This window comes from Aliiroseovarius sp. xm-d-517, assembly GCF_013283135.1.
Classification (GTDB): domain Bacteria; phylum Pseudomonadota; class Alphaproteobacteria; order Rhodobacterales; family Rhodobacteraceae; genus Aliiroseovarius; species Aliiroseovarius crassostreae.
In genome coordinates, this window is sequence record NZ_WBXT01000001.1 from 2,856,744 (window position 1) to 2,881,284 (window position 24,541).

A 24,541-nucleotide genomic window follows, 5' to 3' on the forward strand; every position below is an offset into this window, starting at 1 on the left:
CAGCCCACTTGCGCCCTGACGGTCAAAGCCCTAGAACGCGTCCAGCCGAATTATGGCGACAGATACGTATTATACTATGAACGGAGGCCGTGATGGGTTTCAAAATGGGCATCGTGGGCCTGCCGAATGTGGGCAAGTCGACGCTTTTCAATGCGCTGACCAAAACGGCTGCGGCACAGGCGGCCAATTTTCCGTTCTGCACCATCGAACCCAATGTGGGGGAAGTGGCGGTCCCGGACAGCCGTCTGGACAAGCTGGCGGCGATTGCCGGGTCCAAGGAAATCATTCCCACCCGGATGACCTTTGTCGATATTGCGGGGCTCGTGAAAGGGGCCTCAAAGGGCGAAGGTCTTGGCAACCAGTTTCTGGCCAATATCCGCGAAGTGGATGCCATTGCCCATGTGCTGCGCTGTTTTGATGATGGTGATGTGACCCATGTCGAAGGCCGCGTGAACCCGGTCGAAGACGCGGAAGTGATTGAAACCGAGCTGATGCTGGCGGATATGGAATCGATCGAAAAGCGCCTTCAGAACATCGTGCGCAAGGTGCGCGGGGGCGACAAGGAAGCGGTGCAGCAGGAACGGCTGATGAAGGCGGCCATGGCGGCCCTGGAAAACGGTCAGCCCGCCCGCACGGTTGAGGTGGACGACGAGGACCGCAAGGCATGGAACATGCTGCAGCTTCTGACCACCAAGAAGATCCTTTATGTCTGCAATGTGGATGAAGGCGACGCGGCGACCGGCAACAAATACTCGGATGCCGTTGCGAAAATGGCCGAAGAACAAGGTGCCGCCTCTGTGGTGATTTCTGCCAAGATCGAAGAGGAAATCAGCCAGCTCGACGCGGATGACATGGAGATGTTCCTTGAGGAGCTTGGGCTGGAAGAGGCGGGGCTCGACCGGCTGATCCGCGCCGGTTACGAACTTCTCCACCTGGAAACCTATTTCACGGTTGGCCCGAAAGAGGCGCGGGCCTGGACCATTCGCGAAGGCACTTTGGCGCCGCAGGCAGCTGGTGTGATCCATGGGGATTTTGAGCGCGGTTTCATCCGTGCCGAGACCATTGCCTATGATGATTACGTGGCTTTGGGGGGCGAAGGTCCGGCCAAGGAGGCGGGCAAGATGCGCGCTGAGGGCAAGAGTTATATGGTCAAGGACGGCGACGTGCTGCACTTCCTGTTCAACGCCTGATCGGGCCTGATCGGGTGCAAGACCAATGAAAACGGCCGGGGCATTGCTCCGGCCATTTTTGTTTCAGGGTCAGTCAAACCGTCCGAAGCTCATACGTTTCAGCACGTCATCCTTGTGGTAAAGATGGTGATAGAGCGCTGCCCCGATATGGCCAATCAAAACGGCCACCAGCGCCCATGCCGCATAGAAATGCACCGTGGCGAACAGTTCAGACAGCGCCTTGTCACCCGGCACAAACGGGTCATACATCTCAAACAGGTCAAACACTTTGTTCTTGATGCCAAACGTATCCTGCAAGGGAGAGGCCGACGCCATGAGCCAGCCGGAAAGCGGCATGATCAGCATCAGGGCGTAAAGCGCAAGATGACCCAGATGGGCGGCCAGACGTTCATGGGCCGGCATATGGTCGGGCATATCGGGCGCGCGGTTCATCAGCCGCCAGACAATGCGCAATCCCGCCAGAACAAAGGCCACAAACCCCCAGCTTTTATGCGTCTGGATCAGTGGAAACTGGGCCAGCGCATCGGTGACCCATTGTGTCATGTAAATCCCCAGCCCGAGGCAAAACAGGATCACCCCGGCCGTGGCCCAATGCAGGAGGCGCGCAGGCGCCCCCCAACTGGTCTGCGTGTTGCGGATCATTACTCCGGCCATCCGCCTTTGCGCAGTTCAGCCGAAATGCCCAGGCGCACCTCATCCGAGGTCAGCGGTGCAAACATGCCCACCCCGTAATCCGAGCGCAGCATCTCGCCCGTGCCCTGCACGCCGATCCAGTCGCCTTGATAGAATTCGACGAATTCCCCCAGCGGGTGGGCACCATTATGGTTGAGGGTGAAGGCCATCGTGATCGGCTTGGTGTTGTCCTTGATGGTCAGGTCGCCGGTCAGGTTGATGGTGTTGTCACCGGTCTGTTCTACCCCGGTCGAGGTGAAGGTGATTGTGGGATAGGTTTCCACATCAAAGAAATCGGCGCTTTTCAGATGCTCGTCCAGCGCGGTCACGCCGGTGTCGATCGAGGCCGGATCAATGGTGACGGTGACTTTGGTGGCTTCGACATTGGCCGGGTCGAAATCCACCTCTCCGTCGATCACTTTCCACTGGCCGTGCTGATCGGAAAGGCCAGCGTGGTTGTAGTAGAAATGGATTTCGGTATGGCCCGGATCGAATTTGTAGATCTCCGCGCTGGCGGCGGTTGTGAAGGTCAGGGAGGCAAGGGCGGTGCCAAGCAGGATCTGTTTCATGGAATCACTCCAAAGTGTGTTGCACTATTTAGATGCATGTGCATGTATCTAAATGACCACGCCCTTGCAAGCGAAACGAGGGTGACATAACAGGAATGTGAGATGGACACACCAAACCCAAATGACAGTACAACCGCAATCTGGGTGCTGCTGAACCTAGCGCACCGGCAGGTAACCGGCAGGTTCGAGGTTGCGCTCAAGCGCGCAGGCCTGCCCAATGCGCGCTGGTATGATGTCCTGTGGGCGCTTGAAAAAAATGGCGGCGACAAGGGGCTGCGCCAGTTTGAGCTGGAAAGCTTCAGCCTGTTTGATCAGCCCAACCTGTCGCGCACGCTCAAACGAATGGTGGAGTCAGGGCTGGTCACCCAATGTGCCGCGGAAAATGATGGACGGGGCCGGGTGCTGCGCATCACAGAGGCGGGACGTGATCTGCGGGCCAGGATGTGGCAGATCTATGGCTGGTTGATGATCTCTGAAATCGAAGAAAAACTGCCAGCAGATCTGGCCCATGCTTTGGGGCAGGGGCTGCAATACCTCCTTACCGATGAAATAGCAGAGAAGTTTGCGCATAAGTTCCCGCCCCGCGATCCGTCCAGGCCTGACGCCTGACCCGCAAATTCGGGGATTGCGCAAGCTTCATGGTTTTCTCACTTTTCCCTCTTGCCCCCCCCGTCGCATCCCATTAAACGGGTCGACGGAGACGTGGCCGAGTGGTCGAAGGCGCTCCCCTGCTAAGGGAGTAGGCGGGAAACCGTCTCGAGGGTTCGAATCCCTTCGTCTCCGCCACCACTTGACGGCATCCTATTGATTTTAATCATATATACTCCTTGAGCCGTGGGCGCATCCCCCAAGCTATCCCCCAAAAAGGTGCGGACTGACCCGGAACGAGTTGGAAGACATGAGGCGATTTACAGGCTACCATTCGGGCATGTTCAGTTAATTCGCGGCGGCCATGACAAAGGGGAATGCAGCAGACACTTACGAGGGATGGGTTTCAGTCGGGCTCCTTCTCCTGCCTGGAATTCCGCTTTGGTTCTACTGGGATGAGATTTTGAGGTGGTCTGGCGGTTACGGCGAAACTGTCGCAGGTGTCGTAATTTCCCTCCAAGCTGCCTCACTGTTGCTCCTCAGACCGCCGCTGATGCGCCGCATTCAAGACCTGTCGCGTTGGCTGGACGCTCGCCGGAGGAAACGGCGCTCCGATAATCTAGGCGACTCGAACCCGGCCTTCACAGGCCTTCAAGAAACTCTGCGCTCTATGCCAGAAACGCGCGTTCGTGAATTGGCGGCTATGGGCGCTGGTCTCGCGCGACAGGATCGAGAACAGAATGTGCGGGTAGCTTTGACCCAAATGATGGACAAACAATCCGAAGCGAATCAGTCGAAGGTGCGGTTCTTCCTAGTGGACGGCTCCATTCCCGCTTTAGAGTCCGAACCCGGTGTAATGCTCCTTATGCGCACTGACGGCACTTGGGCCTCCATCGTGCCCCGCGAGGTTCTCGGCGATGAAGGCTCGCCGGAGGTGTCGAAAGAAGCGTTCATCACCGCAGTGCTCCGGCTGGGCGGCTCCATACCCCGCGCGTCCTGATCGAACAGCCTGCGCCGTCCTGATGGACTGGCTTAATTCCCATGAAGCTTTTCAGCCCGCCATTTCGCCCAGCGCTGCCGTTGAGCCTCGGCTATTCGTTCGCGACCCTCTGGCGTCTTTGGTCCCGTTGACGCTCCGCCGTGGAACCTGCATCGGGCTTTGCCTGGTAGCGCATTTGCTTTGCAAGGTGCTCCCTTTCGCGTGCTTGCACCACAAAGGTTCTGCGGCGATTTCTGGGATAACCGCCCAAAGCCTCCTAAGACCCCACCTCGCGCGCGCGCGAAGTCGGGTGAAAAAGTCGTCTTCATAGAAGCCTTACAGCTCTGCATTCTGCCTCGGTGACACGGCCTTCTGAGACCAGCTTGCGCGCCTTGTGTGCAGTCACTCCTCGGAGCAAGTAGTCCTTACCGGCCTTGATCGCTTCAATTTCCATTTCCGTTTTGTTCGCGGCTTTCTTTGGCAGGGTTTTTTTAGGGTTCTTATTGGGTTCGGGCGCATCCTGTGCGGGGTTGGCCGTCGTCACCTGCGGGGGCTGGGTATCTGCTGTGCTGGGGCGCACCACATGCGGGGGTGCATCTGCTGCCGGGGGTAGCGTCAGGCGATACAAGTTGCATCCCCTCGGCCCAGCATTTCTCTCGACGCTGATTAAGCCACGCTCTTCGAGCTTCTTTAGCACGCCCTGCACCTTTCTGACTGAACAGCACACGTCGTCGGCAATCTTCTGGACGCTGGGCCAGCAAACGCCCGTCCGGTCGTTGACGCGATCCGCAAGCCGCGCGAGGACATGGCGCTCATAGGTGCATGCAAGGTCCAGCGCATATACGGCGTTCAATAGGTTGTTGGACATGGCGAGAGCTTTGTGAACGCGTCATGCGTTGCGCTGCTGGCGGCTTTCGAGCCAGTCGCCAATGTCGCTTTCTCGCCAGGCAACGAGGCGCGTTCCCAGCTTCACCGGCTGGGGGAATTCACCGCGCTTCATCCAATCGTAGAGAGTGCTCCGAGATAGCCCCGTCCGGGCTTCGACCTCGGGGCGGCGCAGCAAAACTGTGGATGCTTCGGGACTGCGGGGCAGAGTATCAGACATTATCGGTTCCTTCTGAGGCGTTTTGGATTCGCCAGAAGGTTGCCAAATGCCTGCACTACCGTCTGGTGCGCTTTGTTTGATCTTTGCGCACCAAGACCGCGCCGCCCATCAGTCCGATGCGCAAACAAAGCCACCAGGCGTTTGACGACACTCCGTCACGGTCTGACCCGTTTGCCTTGCGCGTTGCTCAAAGCAAGCGCGATTCACCGCATCATTGTACGCCTGATCCCGAACCGTGAGGCCGAGCCTCAGCTCCGTACCGCACTCGTTGCGAAGGGGTTCAGCAGGGCCACCACAGCCCGCAGCGCTCAACAGAGCTGCCAAAACGGCCCATCTCATCGTTTTTCTCCATTTGTGTTCTTCGTCAGAAGTTCAGGTCCTATCGGAAAACCTAGTTTTTCAAGAACGTCGTGAAACTCCGACCTGCCGCGCTGAAAGTCGCTTCTGATCGTCTCGAACCCGCTGTACTGGGCAAGAGAGCCATCATCTGCGAGGCAATGGTTCAGTGCTTGACTTTGCGTCATCTTTCTTTCGTTCTCCAAGTCCCAGACCCGATGCACGAGCCTGATCCTTCGAAGCATGTTTTCTTCGGTTAGTTTGTTTCCAGGTCTTCTTTTCTTCCCTCGGAGGCGGGCGGCGACGAAGGTCCTCGCATCAGGTGTCCGCAGCTCGCCTGTAATCTCGATCAGTTTAGCGAGGGGCTCAAAGTCTGCGTGCTCTTCTGCGATCCTCAGTGCTTCAAGTTCATCGTGGTTCTCATCGGCCAAAAGGAACACCTCAAGCATGCGCCTTGTGGTAGGGGTCAGGGCCGGATGGTGGGCCTCGCCGGTCAGATACTTCTTGAGAGCATCGCGGGTGGCTTCGGGCAGCTTCATCCGGCCGCCCCGAAATTCACGACATTTCCGATCTGCACAGCCTCGCCACGCAGGAACCCGGACCAATCGGCCATCATGGCGCGCCGCCGGTCGAGCATGTCGGATCGCTGATAGGCCCGCTCCACGTCCGAGCCAATGAAATGGGCCAGAGCGATTTCGGCCATGTCACGGGGATAGCCCCGCTCCGCTGCCCATTGCCGGAAGGTCGAACGCAGCCCGTGCGGCACGGCTGGACGTTTGCTGGCAGGGTCTAGGTAGCCTTGGTCGCCCCCCTTCTCCTGCCCCGCCTGCATGCGCCGCATGACGGCCGAAATGGACATGTCCGACAGCATCCCGCCGCGAGGCGCGAAGAACACGAAAGGAGAGCCATCAAGGCGCGGTAGGCTTTCAAGCAAAGCCGCTGCTTCGGGCGAGAGCGGAACGCGGTGCGGCCTGCCGTTTTTCATGCGCGAAGCCGGGATCGTCCAGACGGCCCGTGTCGCGGATGCCGCAAGCGTCGAAGCGTTTCCAAGGTCGACTTCGTCCCACATCATGCCCCGCACCTCACCGGAGCGGGCCGCGGTCAGGGTCAGAAACCGCAGCGCGTGCGCGGCCATCCCCTCGCGTTGAGCGAGGTCGTCCCACCAGCGCGAAGCATCCGCAAGAGCAAGTGCCGGTTGATTGCCCGACTTCGCCACCTTCGCGGGCTTGGGCAGCATTTCGGACAGGTTGCCCCGCCACCGTGCCGGGTTGTCCCCCGCGCGGTGCCCGGCCACAGTCGCCCAGGACAGCACGTTCTCGATCCGGCCCCGCAGACGGGAGGCGGTTTCGGTCTTGGTTTGCCAGATCGGTTCGAGCACGCGGAGCACGTCCTGCACAGTGATGTCCGAAACAAGCTTTGGTCCCAGTATCGGGGCGACGTAGGTGTCTAGCGTCGAACGCCACTGTTTGCGATGCTTCTCATTCCGAAACTCTGACAGCTTGGCCGTCAGGTAGGTGTCCACTGCATCGGCGAAACGCATGCCCTCGCGCGCTTTGCGCTTCTCGGCCAGTGGATCGCCGCCCAGCATCGCCTTGCCTCGGTTTTCGAGCGCCAGTCTGCGCGCCATCGCCAGCGGCACGGCAGGCGGACTGCCAAGACCCAGCTCACAGCGCTTGCCGCGAATGACGATGCGCTGGACCCACTGCCGCGCGCCGTTCTTGGTGACCTTCAGGAAAAGGCCTTGTCCGTCGAAGTATTTACCCGGCTCTGCCACCGTCTCCACGAAACGTGCCGAGAGCGCCTTTTCCGGTGTTCGGATATTCTCACGTGGCATAGCGTCCCCCATTCCATCCCCCACGACTTCGTGGATCGACTAGGATTATGCCGGAACATGACGCACAAAGGAAGGTGTTAAACAACTATTAAAACAAGACATTTAGGGAAGTTCACGGAAGACGTGGGAAACTAGCATGGCGGCCTTCGTCTCCGCCATTTCACAGCTAACCTGCTGATATAAAACGATACTGGTTTTTGGAAAGGCCGAAATCCGCGCCCTGGTACAGTCAAGTGGTACAGTGAGGGCAAGGATGGCCACGATACCAAGGCTGGTTACGCGCGGGCGAACCTTCTATTTTCGCGCCTCGGTTCCGCAGGATTTGTGGGATGTGGCGGGCCGAAAAGAGGTTAAGATTTCGTTAAGGACTGCTGAGCGATCATTGGCTCTCATGCGATGCCGCGCGATCAGCAATCATGTTGATCTCGTGGTGACGGAGGCGCGGAGGATGGCTCAAGGTCAGGACACAGCGATAGATCAGGCGATCCGCGACTATTTCCGCGAGGCGCTCGACTGGGGGCAGGAGTTTGCCGACATTTTCGCGCCCGAGGCTGAGGTGGATGTCGAGGATTGCATCGCGACCCTTGAGACGCGGCTCGCCCTCCTTCGTCGGCGTCTTGCGGTCAGGGACTTCCCCAGCGACGTGCAGAGCGACGCAACCACTCTTGTGGGGGCAATCCCCCCGGATACCCTAACAAGCCGCTTTCAGGCGCTCCAGCGCGCCCAGACGGGCCTGCTCAGGGCCAAGATCGAGGCGGACCGCCTGCTGTTGGCGAAGCTACACGGTGATTACGCTCAGACGCAGATTGCTGATCCGTTGTTTGAAGGTGTTGAGCCATCGCCAGATGGCACAGTCCCGGCGGCGGTGCATGTTATTCCGACAGTCCAAGCCACTTCAATTCCGGTCGCCCAGCCCTTGCGCGAGCTGGCCAAGAAATACGAAGAGGTGCTTGCCACGCAAAACATCAAGGAAAAGACGCTGGGCGATCTGCGCCTGTCCTTCGATCTGGCCCGTGCTGTGATCGACTTCGACAAGCCCGCGTCCCTGCTCGACACGAACGACATGAAGTCTTTGCGCGATCTGATCGGCCAGATACCTGCCCACTATCAGAAGAAGCCCGAAACCCGCGATCTGGACCCGGTTGCGGCGGTGGAAGCAGGCAAGCTGCTGCCCAAGATGGGTTATGAGACCCAGAAGAAGCGGTTCGATTTTTTCAAGCGGTTTGTCGCATGGATGGTGGCCGAAGAATATCTGCCGAAGGTACCGGGCGCTGACATCAAGCTGCTGGTCAAGAAGCCGCCCAAGGGCAAGCCCAAGCGGCTTCCCTACAGCGCCGAGCAGCTGCATCAGATATTCCAGACGCCGATCTACACCGGGCGGAGCAGTATTGCCCGATCTGGCGTAAAGGGTGATCTGCTGATGAAAGACGGTCGGTATTGGGTGCCTGTGATCGCGCTTTTTGCGGGGATGCGGTCGGGGGAGATTATCCAGCTGCTGAAAGCCGACATCAGATCAGAGGAGGGGATCGCCTATTTCGATATTTCGAAATGGGAAGACGAGCCAGAGGAGGAGATCAAGAACCTCAAGACGGGTTCCAGCTATCGCCGCGTGCCGGTCCACTCGGCCATCTTAAACCTTGGGTTCCTCGATTATGTAGCAGATCGACCCGGCGGTCGCCTGTTCCCAGATTTGAAGCTCGGTAGCGATGGGACATACAGCCAGCCGTGGTCCAAGTTCTGGAGCAACTACGGCAAGACATGGAAATTCCGAACCCCGCTGCATGTTTTTCACAGCTTCCGGCACAATTTTGTGGATGCGCTGCATGATGCCAACGTAACCGACGCCATCGCTATGCAGCTCTGTGGTCATTCTGATGATGCCGCGCACTGGGGTTATGGCAAGGGTGCGTCCATAGCGCGGTTGAAAGAAGAGATCGAAAAGGTGCGCTACACCGGACTGGACCTGAGCCATGCGACCGGCTTCGGGTGGAAGTGAGGTGATGCGGGTATGAACGACTTTCCGCCGAAAACCGGCTGGCTGCATAAGGTCACCGCCGCAGCGAAGCAGCAATTCAAAAAGGAGATGTTTGACGGCGAGCCAGCTAAGCCGTTCGTGCCGCCGCCGGTGGACAGTGGCAAGTTCACGACCTACGGCTTTGAAGAGTATCAGAAGCTTAGAAAGGCCCCACAGCCTAGCCCGGAGGACCTAAAGGGTGCGGCCAAAGAGGTATTTGCGCAGATCAAGTATTGGACGGAGCTTTCACCAATCCACGCCGAAGAGCGAGATTGGGCTGGGATCAAGCTGGACGACCTGGCGCAGGCCGTTGGGGTCAGCACCAAACAGGTGCAACGGATCGTCAAGAAACCTCCGTTTCACACTGCCACCAAGCTCATCGACAAGCGGACACGAAAGCTGATCAGGATCGGCTTGCCGTCAGACATGACCCACGAGGACTTTGCTCGCATAATGGTGAGCGACTGGCGCAAAGCGCCGGGGCGCAAAGAAAACAAAGAGGATTTCGGCCTGCTGGTCGGGATGGTCAAAGACGCGCCGAAAGGCCTCGCGCCGGACATCTTGCGCACAGTTGTAGCGAACTGGTCAGGCTTCATGGCTGGCGTCCATCTAGCAGTAGAGGTTGCGAAAGTCGAAGGTGATGCTTTCGATGGCAATCCCGAGAATTTCAAGAAGATGTTTTTTCACTACCCAGCGATTTCAGTGATACGTCGTTTCTGGCCAGTGGGTATCGAGTTTTATCACATGTTTATCCAAGAGAATTTGACGGGGGGTCCAATCCTTTATTACCAAATAAATAAATTACTTAATAAACATGAGATACAGTCACCATTCTGACCAGTGGTCATAAAGAAAAGGACATGGTGACAGTTGCTCCACTCGCTACGCTCGTGGCGCGCCTTTTCTTCGGAGAGACATGAACATGCGAAAACAGTTGGATTAAATCAGGAGTTTGTATGGCCAGCTGTAAGAACCAGAAAGCAGGTGTGGTTGCGTTGAGTGTAACGCTGAGCAGGACCGCCACACCAGTCAGCAGCCGGGCTTCCTTTCTTAACGCTCTGGTCCAGCTACTACGTTGCTGGTGTCTATTCCGTCGAGCGCAGGTGGTCGCTCAGGGATCGCATGGCAGCAACGAAACCGGCCGATCCTTGAACCAACTCCGCCACCTTTGGGCGTTTGCCTTGTGAGGTGAGCTTTTCATTGCCGGGGATGCCCTCCCGCGCCCAGCCATATTGGGCTGCCAGCTCCGCAAAAAAGCGGTCTATCGCGTCGTGGCTAGGAAGCTTTGTTTCTGGCTCACTGAACCAGACCGTGCCGCTCCTTTCGATGAAGCCGAGATGGGCGACATCTCCATTTGGCAGCGCCATCCTGATGAGCAGGGATTTCGAGAACTCGGGATATACGCCGTAGGTCTCGACCTTGCTCAGCATTTCGTTGATCTGCCGTGGCAGGTCCGCATCAATGCCGCGCATAGCGTCATAGAAGATGTCGGATGAGATGGTTTTTGCTTCGGGCGATACCGAGCGCGTGGACGATGACGCGCGGGGCGCTGGAGCCGGTTCGAACGAGGCAGACACGCCGTCCCCCTCCAGCCTGATCACGCCGCGCTCTATCCGATAGGTCTTGGCCAGTGTGCGGGGCACGACAAGCCAGCGGTCATCGTCGGCGTGGAACAGGGCCAGCTCGACCAGCGCGAAGGTAAATCGGAAGCCCGCATGGGTCTGCAACTGCTCGACCAACTTCTCCAGTTCGCCACGAATGCCATCTCCAGCCACGATGACCACGATCCGGCCAGTTTTCAAACGGTTGATCAGCGCGTCGATGAAGTCAGGTTCCTCCAACGTCTCCGGGCCATCGGCGATCTCGAACATCGTGCGGCCATTCGCGCCATCGGCCTTCCTGACCGCAGCATCCAGTTCCTCATAACTCATGGAGAACAGGGCTGACGCATAGTCCAATGCCTGGGCCAGAACCGCCCGCCGCATTTCCGGGTTCCGCCAGAGCTTGACCTCAACGATGACGATATCGCCATCAGGCGTCAGGAATAGGTTGTCGAGATACCCGCAGCGAAGCGGTAGCTCCATGCAGACAGGGATCAACTCGCCCAACCCCGGCTCGATCTGATCCATGGGCAGCAGCGAAGGGTTCTTGAAAATCAGTTCTTGCAGCCAGCGCTCATCATAGTGCTCGTTCTGGGTCAGCGATATCTGCTCAAGGTGGCTTGCGCCGTCCGCGCTCACTATGACGGGTGTTCCAATGGCTTTCATCCCAACTCCGGGCAACGGCTGCGGTACGTCCCCGCAGGGTTGCTGACACTCTGAAATTCCCTGATCCGGGAGTTAGAACAACCGAAGCAAGCCCGGTCCCCATGGCCTTTAGGCGGGAGCCTTGGACATACGCCACAGGCTCCCGGACCTAAGAAGTCAGGGTCGTCGGCGCAGTTCAGGTCTGCACCAACCTCTTGCTTCGGGGTGTTCTACGCCCCAAGCGGCACGTACCGCTCATCTGAGCTTTTAGCGGATGGCTGGTGTTCGGTCGAGTTGAAAGGATGGCGCGTCGTGTTCGCCGGTCAGAAAAATGTCCCCGCGACAGTTTTGGCGACATTTCGATATTCCGGGTTCAGCCAATGCCAGTTGGCCGGATGCGGGGTAGCAAAAGTGGAAATTCAGCGCGGTTTTCCGGGGGGACAAAACCGGCCAATCCGCAAATCCAGATATTGTGCCAATGTGGATACTTAGCGAAATTGCAATTAACTGCACGCAAAATGGGGTGCTGTTTATTGGGGGGAACCCGACCTGTCACCCCGATTTCCCTTCCCCTGTAGGTGTCACAGGATACGCTTAATGTGGGTGAGACGATCTCGCCCCCCTCCGAAAATGCCAAGGAGGGCAATCCGTGATAAACACGTCCAAACTCACCAGATTTCGAACCACCGCCGCGCAAGAGATTGCCGCGCTTGATCCAGTGCCAAGGATCGCCCCGTTCACCAGCACCCACTGGGTCGCCAGCTCGTTGTTGCAGAAGGCCATCCGCCGGGGCGACCTGTATGCGGCGCGACAAGCCGGACGGTTTTTGCTGGAGGCCAAAAGGGAACACCTGCTGCGCCGTCTCAATGTCATCGCCGCCGAAGACATCGGCATGGCGGATATCGAAACCGTGGGGATTACAGCCGCCTGTCTGGCCAGCGCCAAGATACGGCGTGATCTGGGCGGGGATGTCTTGGTCACGGATTACCTGATCCGGCGCATGGTGGACGCCCGCAAATCCCGTGCTGCCGATGACCTGCTTATGAGCCTCGAACGACTGCCTGATTTGGGCGAGGATCGTACCCGCTTCACTGCGATGTCAGATGATCGCCTGCGCCAGATTGTTCTGGGGTGCCCGTCACTCGACCGTAAGGCCCTCGCGCTTTGGTATCTGGTCGGCACGGCCCGTTGCCAGAGCGATCACCTGCCGACCCGTAAAGGCAATCCGAACTTGGCCTTCGATACCCTGGCTGAATTGGGCGTCGCGCCCACGATGGTGCAGATCGCGCGGGCCAACTTCACCAAGACCTCGGCCATGCTGCCGCCGTTTGTCGCTCTGCTGTCCCTCGAAAACGGGGTGGTCGCAACCGGGGTTCAAGATGATCCAACCCCGGTTGAAACGCGGATCAATGGGGTGCCGTCCTATGCTTTCGACATGTACACGCGCCCCGGTCGGGCGGCCCTTGGTCGGCTGCTGTTGCGAAATGCAGGCATGGCGTCGTGGGCCGGGGCGTTCCTGCCGCGAACAAACCGGGTGCAGGTTGCTGGGGAGCTGCTGTTTCGGGTCGAAGGCCAGTGCCTGCGCCGCCACGCGGTCGGATCGCTGAGCGCCAGTCTGCGGGACAGGTGGCATTGGGACTGCTCAGGCTTACCGCGTGACGCTCTCGAATTCGGGCTGGCCGCCCTCAAGGATGCGATGCCCGAGCTGAACGCGATCCGGGCCGAGGTTGTGCGGGAGGGCGTGGCATGAGCGATCTCGTTCTAAACCGGCATAATCCTTTCTTATCCCGGCCCACAAAGGGCGAGGAAAGCACCGATTTGACCGCCGACGAAGCCGTCGAGCATTTCATCCGCGAAAGCCTGTCCGAAAACACGCGCAAAGCCTATCGCTCCGATCTGGCGCATTTCTCCGGCTGGGGCGGGGAACTGCCAGCGACGGCTGATTTGGTCGCCCGCTATCTGGCAGATCACGCCGATATGCTCGCCTCGTCCAGCCTCGCGCGGCGGATTGCGACCCTGAGCAAGGTCCACGAGGCAAATGGCTGGCCGAACCCGTGCCGCAGCGAGGTCGTGCGGGCCACCATGCGGGGGATCAAGCGGGTGAAAGGCACAGCTCAGGATCAGGCCCGCCCCTTGCTGCGTGAAGACCTGTTCATCCTGCTGGATGCGCTTGGCGATGATGTCCGTGGAAAACGTGACCGGGCGTTGTTGCTGATCGGATGGGCGGGCGGTTTCCGGTCCTCAGAACTGGTGGGGCTTGATCTGGCCGACATCGAAGAGGTGCGCGAGGGGCTGGTGCTGCACCTGCGCCGCTCCAAAACCGACCAGACCGGTACAGGTCGCAAGATCGGCATCCCTCTCGGTCGGACCCGTCATTGCCCTGTCGCCGCGTTGTCGGCGTGGCTCGATGCTCTGCGAGTTAATGACGGTCCAATCTTCCGCCCCGTTGACCGCCACGACAATGTGCAGCCCGACCGCCTACGCTCCGATGCCGTGTCCACCATCCTGCGCGAGCGCCTCGCCAGAGCCGGGATCAACTCAGAAGGCTACAGCGGCCACAGCCTCCGCGCTGGCCTCGCCACCAGCGCCATCAAGGCCGGAGTGCCGACCTACAAGGTGCGGGCACAAACCGGCCACGCCTCAGACTTGATGCTGTCGCGCTATGTGAGGGACGCAGGGCTGTTCGACGGGAACGCAGCGGGGGCGTTGTTGTGATCGAGGCCGCTATAAGTCCTTGAGAAATGCCCCTTCCAACCGCTAGAAGAGAGGCAACGGTTTCCGTTCAGAGCAAGGAGGCTCTGCGAAGCCAATAAAATAGCGGGAAATACGAATGAATGTAGTCGCCTCTGAATTCAATGAATATGTGCTTTTTTCCGAGGCTGAGAATAATGCTCTGGACGAGCGTAGTTTTCAAAAAGAATTGCGTGGAAGGCAAGTTACCTATGTGACCTGCCTCGTTCGCGGAAAAGACGTTCAATTGAAGCCGGAGGAAAGAAACCGTCAGCTTTGGCTGTCTCGTCTAATTGACAAGCTGGGCTACAGTCCTTCACGAATTGCCGTCGAATACCCGATCACTTTCGGGCGCGATACGTCAAAGCGGGCCGATATTGTTGTATTCGATGAACACCGGCCAACCGTCCCTTACATCATCATCGAGGTGAAGCAGAAGAAGTACAAGGACGGGAAAGAACAGCTGCGGTCCTATGCCCATGCGACAGGTGCACCCCTAGCGGTGTGGAGCGACGGCATTCTGGCCGAAGTCTGGCACCGTAAGAACCCCAACTATTTCATGCCGATCCACGAGCTGCCTCGGGCCGATCAGACCATTGAGCAGGTGGTGGATCAGCCGTGGACGATCCAGACCCTGATCGACCTCGAAGACGAGCGCGTGAAGGAAGGCAAGTTCGCCCGGTCCCTGCGCGATCTGATCGAGGATATGGAAGACGAAGTGCTGGCCAATGCCGGGGTCGATGTCTTCGAAGAAGTCTTCAAGCTGATCTTCACCAAGCTCTATGACGAGATGACCTCGCACCGCCGGGGCAGCGCGCTGCGCTTCCGCAACCAGAACACCGCCGCTCAGCTCAAAGAGGCGATCCAGAACCTGTTCGACGAGGCGAAAAAGAAGTGGGAAGGCGTGTTCCTCGAAGATGAACGCATCCGCCTGTCGCCTGACCACCTGCAAGTCTGCGTCGGGTCGCTGGAAGAATGGAAGCTGTTCAACTCCAACCTCGACGTGATCGACGACGCCTTTGAATATCTGGTCTCGAAATCGTCCAAGGGTGAGAAGGGCCAGTATTTCACCCCGCGCTGGGTGATCGACATGTGCGTTAGGATGATGAACCCGCAAGAAGGCGAGACGGTGATCGACACCGCCTGCGGCTCGGCAGGGTTCACGGTGCACAGCATGTTCCACGTCTGGCGGCAGATCATCAAGGACATGGGCAAAGAGGAAAGCCACCTCTTCACCATGGACGAAAAGCCCGCCCGCTGTGTCGATTACGTCCGCGACAACGTCTTTGCCATCGACTTCGACGAGAAAAGCGTTCGTGTCTCACGCTGCCTGAACCTGATCGCAGGGGACGGCGAAACCAACGTGCTGCACCTGAACACGCTCGATTTCACCAAGTGGGATGAGACGGTGAAGCAGGACGATTGGCAGGACACCTACGGCGATGGCTGGCGGCGGTTGCGCAAGCTGCGTGAGAGCACCCGGCAGAAGGACTATCGCAACTTCGCCTTCGACGTGCTGATGGCCAACCCGCCCTTCGCGGGCGACATCAAGCAGTCGGACATGCTGTCGCCGTATGACCTGGCCCACAACGCCAAGTCGAACAAGCTGGAACGGGCCGTGGCGCGTGACCTGCTGTTCATCGAGCGGAACCTCGATTTCCTCAAGCCAGGTGGGCGTATGGCGGTGGTGCTGCCGCAGGGGCGGTTCAACAATTCGTCCGACCAGCGGTTGCGCGAATACATCATGGAGAAGTGCCGCATCCTTGCCGTGGTGGGTCTGCACCCGAACACGTTCAAGCCGCATACCGGGACCAAGACCAGCGTCTTGTTCGTCCAGAAATGGAACGACGATGCCAAGGCGGGGCCGCTCTGCCCGAAGGTCGAGGACTACGACATCTTCTTCGCCACGCAGCAGGTCGAGAGCGTCGATAACTCGGGCCGCAAGGTGTACCGCAAGAACCCGGATGGAACCTTCCTGCGCGACACGCATGGGCATTTCGTCGTCGCCCACGACCTGTTCAACCACGATGCGCTGACCGAGGACGGAGTGGCCGAAGCGTTCGAGGAATTTGCCCGCAAGGAGGGCCTCAGTTTTTTTCGGGCCGCCCCTTCGACCAAGGCCGCCTAAGCGGTCTGTTGGAGGGGCTTGAAGCCACGGTTGCAAGCTCAGCGGATTTGGAACGAACCGCCCGGATCGACGCGGAATACTTCCAGAAGCGCTTTTTGCGGTCTGCCGAGTTGATTGAGAAATGGGAACGGGATGATGTTGCGACACTAACCCGCGTTTCGGATGGCAATCACTTCTCGATCAGCCAAGACTTTGTTGATGAGGGCGTGCCGTACTATCGCGGACAAGATGTAACGGGGCGGTTTTTCGTCGAAACTGCTGCGCCTATTCACATCACCCGCAAGGCTTTCGATCAAAAGCACATGGTGCGCTCGCACCTCAAGAAGGGTGATGTCCTTCTGTCGATCATCGGAACCATCGGGGAATTGAGCCTCGTCGCGTCCGAAGAGCCTGCGACATGTTCTTGCAAATTGGCCATTCTGCGCCCGCGAAAAGTTTCGCCAGAATATCTGGCGGTATTCCTACGCTCCGAACATGGTCAAAACCAAATTGAGCGCATGACGCGAGGTGCGGTCCAAAAAGGCCTGATCTTGGAAGACATGGATCAGCTTTGGGTGCCGAAGGTATCAGACGAGTTCGAAAACAGAATTGTTTCGATGGTTCGCACGTCGCGGACCACCCGTGATTTGAACACGAGAAAGCAAATCCAAGCAGAAGATACCCTAGGGTCAGGATGCATTGATTTTTGTCGCACGGCGTGATTCACAGTTCGGAAAACGGAGCGGTGACATGAGCGATCTTTACTGGTTGAACGAAGCGCAGATGGCCAAGCTGGCGCCTTTCTTCCCGAAGTCGCACGGCAAGCCACGTGTGGATGACAGGCGGGTGCTGTCTGGGATTATCTTCATAAACCGCAATGGGTTAAGGTGGCGGGATGCGCCAGAAGCCTATGGCCCTCACAAGACGCTCTACAGCCGCTGGAAGCGATGGAGCGAGAAAGGCATCTTCGCCCGGATGCTTTTGGAGCTGGCCGATCAGGGTGGCGAAACTGACACGCTGATGATTGACGCGACCCATCTCAAGACACACCGCACCGCCTCCAGCCTGGGCCTGAAAAAGGGGGGGCCAATCACAACCCCTGCCGCCTGATTGGTCGTACGAAGGGCGGAATGAACTCCAAGCTGCACGCCGTCACCGACGCGATGGGGCGGCCCTTGCGTCTGTTCCTGACGGCAGGCCAGCGCAGCGACTACATCGGCGCACGGGCTTTGCTGGATGCCCTGCCGCCCGCCAAACACCTGTTGGCGGATCGGGGCTACGATGCCGATTGGTATCGCCAAGCCCTTGAAAACAGGGGGATCAAGCCTTGTATACCATGTCGGAAGAACCGCAAGGTCCCGATCCCGCACGACGAGCTGCGCTATCGTAAACGCCACAAAATCGAGAACAGCTTCGCCCGCCTCAAGGATTGGCGACGCGTCGCGACGCGCTATGACAGGTGTCCGAAGGTCTTCCTGTCAGCATGCGCCCTCGCTGCTGTAGTCATCTTCTGGTTATGAATCCTGACCCTAACCAAGTCGCTCGGCCTCGCTGATTGGACGCCGCCCGAGCCGCTTACCTATGTCGCCTGTGTTGCAGATGTTTTCTCGTCGGGGCGCATAGATGCTCAGTACTTCATGCCTGCGAAGGAGCAGGTGAAGAAATCTCTTGCAGCGCTGCCGGGTCAACCTCTCTCAGAGCGCGTGAGAAGCGTGCGCGACCAGTGGGTTCCAAGCCGTGTGGACCCGACAATTCGGGTCCGAAACTATGACCTGACCGACGCGCTTGTGCCATTACTGGATGCCGAGAAGGAACCCAGCGTTGCCGCCGATATTGGCAGCATGAAGAAGGTGTTCAAGGATGGCGACGTCGCTATTTCTCGCCTTCGTGCCTACCTGAAAGAGGTCGCCGTGGTTCGAACCGGGGATGACATCCCGTCAGTCGGGTCGTCGGAGTTCTTCGTCCTGCGTCCCAATGGCACAGCGATTTCGCCTGAGACGTTGATGGTGTTCCTTCGCTCTGCCCCGGTGCAGACCATCTTGAAATGGTGTCAGGACGGTTCACAGCACCCACGTTTCAGCGAGCGCGATTTGCTCTCGATCCCGGTTCCAGACGCCGTTGCCGATGTCTCCTCCGAAATCACCAAGATCGTGCAAGATGGCTTCGCCGCCCGTCATCGCGCCCGCAAGTTGCTCGACGCTGCAAAACGCGCCGTCGAGATCGCCATTGAAGACGGCGAACCCGCCGCGATGGCCTTCCTCGATCAAGCAGAGGAGGCGATCTGATGGCCCGTCTGCCCAACAATGCACGGCTATGGAAGGAACGGGCGGAAATCGACTACATCGGGCCGTTCGTGAAAGCTTGGGCGGCGTTCAACGCTTGGTTCCGAGAAGAAGCCGGAAGCCGTCGAGATCGGAATGGGATCGAATACGTGAAGACCCATGCCAACCCGGTTCGATCCGAGATATTGCCGCTTCTGCGCCCGCGTGAAAACGGACCAGACGGACGGCCCCGGCGGGATACGGAGGATGCGCAAGAGCTGAAACTGCTCATTGCCGATTTGCACCGTTTCCTTGAAAACTATCAGATCGAGGTCGCCCGAGAAGATGATGTGCTGGAACGCATCACCTTTACATCGGTCGCCATCCGCCAGCGCATCCAGCTCCCGCAGTCCACCGTCAGCCGAGCGATCACGTTCACTGTGAACAAGCAGAATGGGCAATGGATTTCGACCGTCACGAACCGGGGCGGGCAGGTGACGGCAACGATCACTCAGGCGGATTATGATGAAGCAGACTTGATCGTGCATCCCCAGTATGTCGGCCTTTCCCAGACGATGCAGGGGCACCTGCGCGGCCTCTATCAAGTCTGCTGCCCGCGCCCGATGAGTAATCTCTTGGTCGGCACGGAACGCCCAATCGTCGCTGGGGATTTTGAGTTCCGCTGCACCAGTGAGGAATTGTTTTTCGGTTTGGTTGAAGTGATCTACGCCCTCCGCAACTCGCTCCTGCACGGCGAGCTACAACCGGATGAAAGAGCGTTCCGGGCCTATGAACCCGCCTACCGGATCGTAATGCGGTTCCTGAGCTGTGTACGGTGATCGGGATGAGCTGGGTGGGTGAGAAGATATGACCAAGGTCTTCTTCACCTATGTCTGGGGACCGCCCGGCAACCCGGCATGGCCGATGACGTTTGCCTCGAAAGCCGCGCGGTCACATGCTCGTAAGGTTCTGACGGAGGGCGACCTTGTCTTCACAGTTGGCACCAAGGGCGAACCGACAGCCCCGCAGGATCAGGGCCGGGTGCTGGGCGTGTTTCGCGTGTCCGACCTTGAGGTGAACACGCAGGACTATGGTCTGCCACGCCGCCACGAGAACCCCGAGTTCGACAGCGTGATCCGGTTCCCTTTCGCACTGCATCCCATTGCGGTCTGGGAGATCACTTCGCCGGACAACATGTTTGCCCAGCTGGTCGGGCCGCTGACCCCGAACCACCATCTGCAAGCGCAGTCGAAGGTGGTCGAGCTGGACGAGATCACCGCCGAGCCTTTGCTGGCGCTGGACCGGCAGGATGTGCCGCCTGCTTTACCCAAAACCGATTTCGGCAAGGGGCTGGTGGCGCAGAAGAACAGCAAGTTGGCCCCGAAGCATCAGGGCAGCTACACTGGCACGTTTGGGGATCACGACATCTGGTATGTCTACACGCTGGTGCTGCGTGACGCGAAGAAGAAGGCACTGGCGGTCAAGGTTGGGTATTCCAATGCACCAGAAGCAAGGGAAGCGGCACATAACGGCCCGTTGGCAGAAGAAGTGACAGGGCTACGCTGGCGTGTAGACGCGAAGCAACCGACCGCGAGTGAGGACACCGCCCGAGAGATCGAACAGGCCGTTCTGGCGAAGTATGAGAAACACAAGCTGGCCAGCAACGGCGAGATTATCTCCGGTGTCGATCCCCTGATGGTCGCCGCCGAGATCGGGACGCTGATGCGCTCACGCTCGACGGAGTAGCACGGTTATGAATTCTGGGGCCGGTTGGGGAAAGCGAAAGTAACGGAACCGCTACCCGCACGAAATTTGGTGGGTTTTCTGGCGACATCCCCTTCCCATGGTCCAGTCATCTGGTACAGTCCATGCAAGTACTTCGGGCGTGGTCCAAGCTAACCCACTGGTATCGTTACATCGGCAGATTGAAGTAGGATATCCCTTCGTCTCCGCCATTTCACATCATTGAGAGAGTAGATCGAGTGCTTGGGGTGAGCAGCCCTCAGGGCTGTTTCCGTTTTTCCTTGCCTAACAGACTTCGCTTCAAGCGCCCCTTGCGCCTTCATGATGCCTTCAACCAGCGGGAAATTTGCTCTCGGGTGTCGAAAGCGGTTGCATATTGATGCATCTCAAAGTTTTACTGACAGCTCAAACTATCCTTCAGGTTGCGTGAGCGCAGTTAGGGCCATTTTGACATGAAGCAACTGTATATTGCAGATGACAATTCCGATTTTGCCCTGTTCCTCAAAACGGTGGCTGAGCGCGATGGCTGGTCTGTTGTGGTCTGTGCAAATGGGCGGGAGCTTCTGGATCAGGTGCAGTTGGCAGGGGGGGCAGCCCTTTTGCTGGTGGACATCAACATGCCTGAACTGGACGGGATCCAGGCGGTTGAGGGGTTGGCCGGGGTGGATCGCCCGTTGCGGATACGCTTCATGACCGGGGGGGCGGATACGTCGATCATGGCGGCCAAGATGATTGCGCGTGCAAGGAGCCTGTCCGTGGGGCGCAATATTTTCAAACCGGTCACCCAGGATCGGTTGTTGTCAATCCTGGCGGATGAGGCGACTTTGCTTGCGGATGGATGAGGTCGTGGGGATGAGTGGCGCATATCACGGCCATGGGGGGTATCTTTGACAGTTCCCTTTTCCTCCGAAGCACCGCTTCAATCAGCCTCCGGTCAGGCCTTCTTCGATCAGTTTGTGCAATTTGCAGGCCTGCAGCTACAGGCGGAAATGGTCACAATCGGTGCGTTTCGGATGTTTGAACACGAGCGGGTGCAAGTCTGTGCCAGCTCGTTCCGGGACAATGATCGTGCGTTGTTTGAGTATGAAACCCTGGGGGCGCCCTGTCATGAGGTGGTGGTGTCGGGGCGGGCTCTGGTTGTGTTGGGCAATGTGCAAAACCTCTATCCGCGGGACAGTTTTTTCCGGCGCTACGGGTTTCACTCCTATGTGGGGATGCCGCTTCGCAATTCGGTTGGGGAAATCATTGGCCTGGTGCAGGCCAGTTGGAAGCGCAAGGTCGGCGAGGATGACAGCCGGTCCGCGCTTGAGTTGCTTGAACGATTTTCGGCCCGTTTGGGGTATGAGCTGGAAATGCGCGGAAAGATCGCGACGCTCAGTGCGCTTTTGCAGGATGCAGAGGCGGATGATGGCACCGCGCGGTTTCCGCGATTGGCTGCCAGCTTGCAGGCGGCGCTGGCGCTGAAAACAGTGTTTATCGCCGAATGTGTCGACAGTGATCCCGACCATTTCCGCATTCTCGGATATTGCCTGGCCGGGGTGGATGTGCCTGCGCTTCAGGGGGTGCTGGTCCCTTATGAAGGGTCCCCTTGCGACGGGCTTCGGAAGAGAAGCAAACTCCTGATCGAAGAGGGGTTGCAACAGATGTTTCCCAATCAGCCCGCCTTTGCCGAACAGGGGGTGCAGGCTTATCTGGGAATTGCTTTGCGTGATGCAGAGGGGCGGGTCATTGGTCACATCGCTTTGCTAAACGACCGGCACATGTCGGAACGGTTGGGGGAGAGCGATTTGTTGCGACTGCTTGTGCATCGGGTTGAGACCGAGCTGCGTCGTCACCAGTCGGATCAGCTGCGCCGCGCGGCGGAGGCTGCGTTTCTGATCAAACAGAAGACCGAAAGCCTGGGATTGATGGCAAGCAGCCTGTCGCATGATTTCAACAATTTGCTGGCCAGTATGGTTGGGCATTCGGAGCTTGCTTTGGACGTGCTGGAACCGGACCATCCGGCGCGCAACAGCCTTGATGTGATCAGCTCGTGCCTGGAGGCGTCCACCAGCCTTGTGGGGCGCCTTCTGGATTATGCCAAAGGGGCGGGTGCCGGTCAGATGCAGCCGGTGCAATTCGGAGAGACCATCCGTGAGGCGCTGCGATTGTTGCCCTTTTCAGCGACGCAATTTGACCTGCAGTTGGAGCTGCCCGAACAGCCACTCTGGGTGCAGGCGGACAAGACGCAGATTGCCCAGTTGCTGATGAACCTCGTGCTGAACGCGATGGAGGCCATGACGGAAGGCGAGGGTTGCATCACAATCCGGCTGCAGCGCCGCCCCCTGACATTGGAGGAGCGCGGGCGCATGGTGTTTGAATCTGCTCGCACCAAAGGGGAGTGTGTGCTTCTGGAGCTGTCTGACACAGGTCCGGGCATGTCGGCCGAGGTCGCGGCAAAAGTGTTTGATCCCTATTTTACCACCAAGGAGAACGGCAAGGGGCTGGGGATGGCGGCGGTGCTGGGGATTGCCCGTGCCCATGGGGCGGCGATCATGCTGGACACAGGGGAAGGGCAGGGGACCACGTTCTGCTTCGCCTTTCCCCCGGTGGCAGCGCCGTCTGCCGGGGCAGAGAACGCGACATGTGCGGATGGCGCGGCGCAGGGGGGCGCGGCGCGTGCGCAGAAGGTTTTGGTGGTGGATGACGAAGAGGTCTTGGGGGCGATGCTCAGAACCTCTCTGACCAAGGCAGGATATGCCCCGTTTGTTGCACAGGGGTGCGATGGCGCGCTGGCTTTGATGCGCGGCAAAGGGCCGTTTGATTGTGCCTTGATCGACATCACCATGCCGGGTCGCAATGGTTGGGAAACCTATCGCGCGCTGGCGGATATCCAGCCGGGCCTCAAGGCAATCATGATGAGCGGCTTTTCCATCTCACCTGCGGATGCGGGGTTTCCGGAGCTGGCGGATTTCCCGTTTGTGACAAAGCCTTTCCGACCGTCGCACCTCCTCCCGGTTCTGGCAGAGGTGCTGAAACAGCCAGACACCTGACCCGTGGTGGCGGGTTGGGATTTCACGGATTTGTCATCGTATTTCCCGGCGGGATTATGGTCTGCCCATTGCCTTTGGGCCGGGGCGTTCCATATCTTCCGTGTAAAGCAGCCGCCAGCCCAGGTGCTGGTCACAGACGTGGTAAGGAGAACCAATGGCACCTAAAGACATATATGAACCGCCGAAGGTCTGGACCTGGGATGAGGAAAACGGGGGCGAATGGGCCAAGATCAACCGCCCCGTTGCCGGGGCCACACATGACAGGGAATTGCCGGTTGGTGACCACCCGCTCCAGCTCTACTCTCTGGGCACGCCGAATGGTCAGAAGGTCACCATCTTGCTGGAAGAGCTGCTGGCGCTGGGCGTTGCGGGGGCGGAGTATGATGCCCACCTGATCCGCATCGGTGAGGGCGACCAGTTTTCCTCCGGTTTTGTGGCGGTGAACCCAAACTCGAAAATTCCCGCATTGTTCGACCGCGACACCGGGATCCGCGTGTTTGAAAGCGGCCACATTCTGCTCTACCTCGCCCAGAAATTCGGCCACTTCCTGCCAGAAGATCTGTCCCATCGGACCGAGGTCATGAACTGGCTGTTCTGGTTGCAGGGATCGGCCCCCTATCTGGGCGGCGGTTTCGGGCATTTCTACGCCTATGCGCCGGAAAAATACGAATACCCCATCAACCGCTTTACGATGGAGGTCAAGCGGCAGATGGATCTGCTGGACCGCGAGCTGGCGGAGCATCGCTTCCTTGGTGGCGACAGCTATACAATTGCCGATATCGCAACCTGGCCCTGGTATGGCAACCTTGTGCTGGGGCAGGCCTATGGCGCGGGGGAGTTCCTGCAGGTCGAAAGCTACAGGCATCTGCGGCGCTGGGCGGAAGACATTCTGGAGCGTCCCGCCGTTCAGCGCGGTCGTATTGTGAACCGCACCTGGGGCCCGGAAGAGGAACAGCTGCACGAACGCCATGACGCGTCGGATTTCGAGCGGCTCAGCCAGGGCGACGTGACCTGAAACACAGCAAGAGGGATCACTGATCCGGGTGTTTCGAGGCAGATATGTGTCTCAGGATGGACCCGAAACGCCTGAGGTCCCCCAATCGCACCCTGAGCCTGACGGTTCAGGGTGTTTCTG

The 24,541-nt window shown here is 58.7% G+C and carries 24 protein-coding genes and 1 tRNA gene; 17 read left to right on the forward strand and 8 right to left on the reverse strand.

The genetic code is table 11. The features are described 5' to 3' along the window. Window positions 1-92: 92 nt before the first annotated feature. Complete coding sequence (gene ychF / locus XMD517_RS13650) at window positions 93-1,190, forward strand: redox-regulated ATPase YchF (protein ID WP_055190177.1); 1,098 nt, start codon at window positions 93-95, stop codon at window positions 1,188-1,190. A gap of 69 nt (window positions 1,191-1,259) precedes the next feature. Here the strand turns inward: ychF and XMD517_RS13655 are convergent, their stop codons facing one another. Both XMD517_RS13655 and XMD517_RS13660 read right to left on the reverse strand, forming a co-directional pair. Next, window positions 1,260-1,832, reverse strand: coding sequence for a cytochrome b (locus XMD517_RS13655; RefSeq protein ID WP_173485006.1), 573 nt, complete (start codon window positions 1,830-1,832; stop codon window positions 1,260-1,262). Continuing rightward, window positions 1,832-2,431, reverse strand: coding sequence for a YceI family protein (locus XMD517_RS13660; protein ID WP_173485007.1), 600 nt, complete (start codon window positions 2,429-2,431; stop codon window positions 1,832-1,834). Before XMD517_RS13660 ends, XMD517_RS13655 begins: the two co-directional genes overlap by 1 nt. A gap of 102 nt (window positions 2,432-2,533) precedes the next feature. On the opposite strand from XMD517_RS13660, the gene XMD517_RS13665 reads away from it, so the two are divergent. The 3 genes from XMD517_RS13665 (at window position 2,534) to XMD517_RS13675 (ending at window position 4,019) form a co-directional block, all read left to right on the forward strand. Next, window positions 2,534-3,040, forward strand: a complete 507-nt coding sequence (locus tag XMD517_RS13665) for a MarR family winged helix-turn-helix transcriptional regulator (RefSeq protein WP_173485008.1) — start codon at window positions 2,534-2,536, stop codon at window positions 3,038-3,040. Window positions 3,041-3,127: 87 nt separating this feature from the next. Beyond that, window positions 3,128-3,217: transfer RNA gene (locus XMD517_RS13670), tRNA-Ser, on the forward strand. Between the two features lie 166 nt (window positions 3,218-3,383). Then, on the forward strand, window positions 3,384-4,019 hold the full coding sequence (locus XMD517_RS13675; protein ID WP_173488054.1) for a hypothetical protein: 636 nt from the start codon (window positions 3,384-3,386) through the stop codon (window positions 4,017-4,019). 32 nt (window positions 4,020-4,051) lie between these two features. On the opposite strand, the gene XMD517_RS15820 is transcribed toward XMD517_RS13675, so the two are convergent. The 5 genes from XMD517_RS15820 to XMD517_RS13695 all read right to left on the reverse strand — a co-directional run bounded on the left by XMD517_RS15820 (window position 4,052) and on the right by XMD517_RS13695 (window position 7,273). After that, window positions 4,052-4,348 carry an HGGxSTG domain-containing protein gene (locus XMD517_RS15820; protein WP_371734354.1) on the reverse strand — a complete coding sequence of 99 codons (297 nt, stop codon included), beginning with the start codon at window positions 4,346-4,348 and terminating at the stop codon, window positions 4,052-4,054. Continuing rightward, window positions 4,324-4,866, reverse strand: a complete 543-nt coding sequence (locus XMD517_RS13680) for a helix-turn-helix domain-containing protein (RefSeq protein WP_173488055.1) — start codon at window positions 4,864-4,866, stop codon at window positions 4,324-4,326. Before XMD517_RS13680 ends, XMD517_RS15820 begins: the two co-directional genes overlap by 25 nt. Before the next feature lie 21 nt (window positions 4,867-4,887). After that, on the reverse strand, window positions 4,888-5,103 hold the full coding sequence (locus XMD517_RS13685; RefSeq protein ID WP_173488056.1) for an AlpA family transcriptional regulator: 216 nt from the start codon (window positions 5,101-5,103) through the stop codon (window positions 4,888-4,890). Between the two features lie 335 nt (window positions 5,104-5,438). Continuing rightward, window positions 5,439-5,978: a hypothetical protein gene (locus tag XMD517_RS13690; RefSeq protein ID WP_173488057.1), complete on the reverse strand. Its 540-nt coding sequence runs from the start codon at window positions 5,976-5,978 to the stop codon at window positions 5,439-5,441. Further along, window positions 5,975-7,273 (reverse strand): site-specific integrase, encoded by a 1,299-nt coding sequence (locus tag XMD517_RS13695; RefSeq protein WP_254450035.1) that lies wholly within the window; start codon window positions 7,271-7,273, stop codon window positions 5,975-5,977. Before XMD517_RS13695 ends, XMD517_RS13690 begins: the two co-directional genes overlap by 4 nt. 253 nt (window positions 7,274-7,526) lie before the next feature. Here XMD517_RS13695 and XMD517_RS13700 point away from each other — a divergent pair, with 253 nt between their 5' ends. Beyond that, on the forward strand, window positions 7,527-9,269 hold the full coding sequence (locus tag XMD517_RS13700) for a site-specific integrase (RefSeq protein WP_173485041.1): 1,743 nt from the start codon (window positions 7,527-7,529) through the stop codon (window positions 9,267-9,269). A gap of 12 nt (window positions 9,270-9,281) precedes the next feature. Beyond that, window positions 9,282-10,124, forward strand: a complete 843-nt coding sequence (locus XMD517_RS13705) for a hypothetical protein (protein ID WP_173485042.1) — start codon at window positions 9,282-9,284, stop codon at window positions 10,122-10,124. A 248-nt stretch (window positions 10,125-10,372) separates the two neighbouring features. Here XMD517_RS13705 and XMD517_RS13710 read toward each other — a convergent pair whose 3' ends face one another. Further along, on the reverse strand, window positions 10,373-11,554 hold the full coding sequence (locus XMD517_RS13710; protein ID WP_173485043.1) for a hypothetical protein: 1,182 nt from the start codon (window positions 11,552-11,554) through the stop codon (window positions 10,373-10,375). Between the two features lie 628 nt (window positions 11,555-12,182). Between XMD517_RS13710 and XMD517_RS13715 the strand changes: the two genes are divergently transcribed. The 11 genes from XMD517_RS13715 to yghU all read left to right on the forward strand — a co-directional run bounded on the left by XMD517_RS13715 (window position 12,183) and on the right by yghU (window position 24,421). Continuing rightward, entirely contained in the window at window positions 12,183-13,283 is a 1,101-nt protein-coding gene (locus tag XMD517_RS13715; protein WP_371732364.1) for a hypothetical protein, read from the forward strand. Then, window positions 13,280-14,248, forward strand: coding sequence for a site-specific integrase (locus XMD517_RS13720; RefSeq protein ID WP_173485044.1), 969 nt, complete (start codon window positions 13,280-13,282; stop codon window positions 14,246-14,248). The genes XMD517_RS13715 and XMD517_RS13720 overlap by 4 nt, the downstream gene beginning before the upstream one ends. A 115-nt stretch (window positions 14,249-14,363) precedes the next feature. Beyond that, entirely contained in the window at window positions 14,364-16,391 is a 2,028-nt protein-coding gene (locus XMD517_RS13725; protein ID WP_173485045.1) for an N-6 DNA methylase, read from the forward strand. 8 nt (window positions 16,392-16,399) lie between these two features. Then, entirely contained in the window at window positions 16,400-17,092 is a 693-nt protein-coding gene (locus XMD517_RS13730; protein WP_173488059.1) for a restriction endonuclease subunit S, read from the forward strand. A 28-nt stretch (window positions 17,093-17,120) separates the two neighbouring features. Continuing rightward, window positions 17,121-17,890, forward strand: a protein-coding gene (locus XMD517_RS13735) for an IS5 family transposase (protein ID WP_254449811.1) whose coding sequence is annotated in 2 segments (ribosomal slippage) — window positions 17,121-17,457 and window positions 17,457-17,890 — 771 coding nt in all. Because the reading frame shifts where the segments join, the coding sequence is not laid out codon by codon here. A 135-nt stretch (window positions 17,891-18,025) separates the two neighbouring features. Continuing rightward, the gene (locus XMD517_RS13740; RefSeq protein WP_173488323.1) at window positions 18,026-18,655 is read left to right on the forward strand and encodes a hypothetical protein; all 630 of its coding nucleotides are present in this window, start codon (window positions 18,026-18,028) and stop codon (window positions 18,653-18,655) included. Then, window positions 18,655-19,470 carry a hypothetical protein gene (locus tag XMD517_RS13745; RefSeq protein ID WP_173485047.1) on the forward strand — a complete coding sequence of 272 codons (816 nt, stop codon included), beginning with the start codon at window positions 18,655-18,657 and terminating at the stop codon, window positions 19,468-19,470. The genes XMD517_RS13740 and XMD517_RS13745 overlap by 1 nt, the downstream gene beginning before the upstream one ends. A gap of 28 nt (window positions 19,471-19,498) precedes the next feature. Next, entirely contained in the window at window positions 19,499-20,377 is an 879-nt protein-coding gene (locus XMD517_RS13750) for a hypothetical protein (protein ID WP_173485048.1), read from the forward strand. Between the two features lie 449 nt (window positions 20,378-20,826). After that, window positions 20,827-21,216, forward strand: a complete 390-nt coding sequence (locus XMD517_RS13755) for a response regulator (protein ID WP_173485049.1) — start codon at window positions 20,827-20,829, stop codon at window positions 21,214-21,216. A gap of 45 nt (window positions 21,217-21,261) precedes the next feature. Next, the gene (locus XMD517_RS13760; protein WP_173485050.1) at window positions 21,262-23,406 is read left to right on the forward strand and encodes an ATP-binding protein; all 2,145 of its coding nucleotides are present in this window, start codon (window positions 21,262-21,264) and stop codon (window positions 23,404-23,406) included. 154 nt (window positions 23,407-23,560) lie between these two features. After that, window positions 23,561-24,421: a glutathione-dependent disulfide-bond oxidoreductase gene (gene yghU / locus XMD517_RS13765; RefSeq protein ID WP_173485051.1), complete on the forward strand. Its 861-nt coding sequence runs from the start codon at window positions 23,561-23,563 to the stop codon at window positions 24,419-24,421. The last annotated feature ends 120 nt before the right edge of the window (window positions 24,422-24,541 follow it).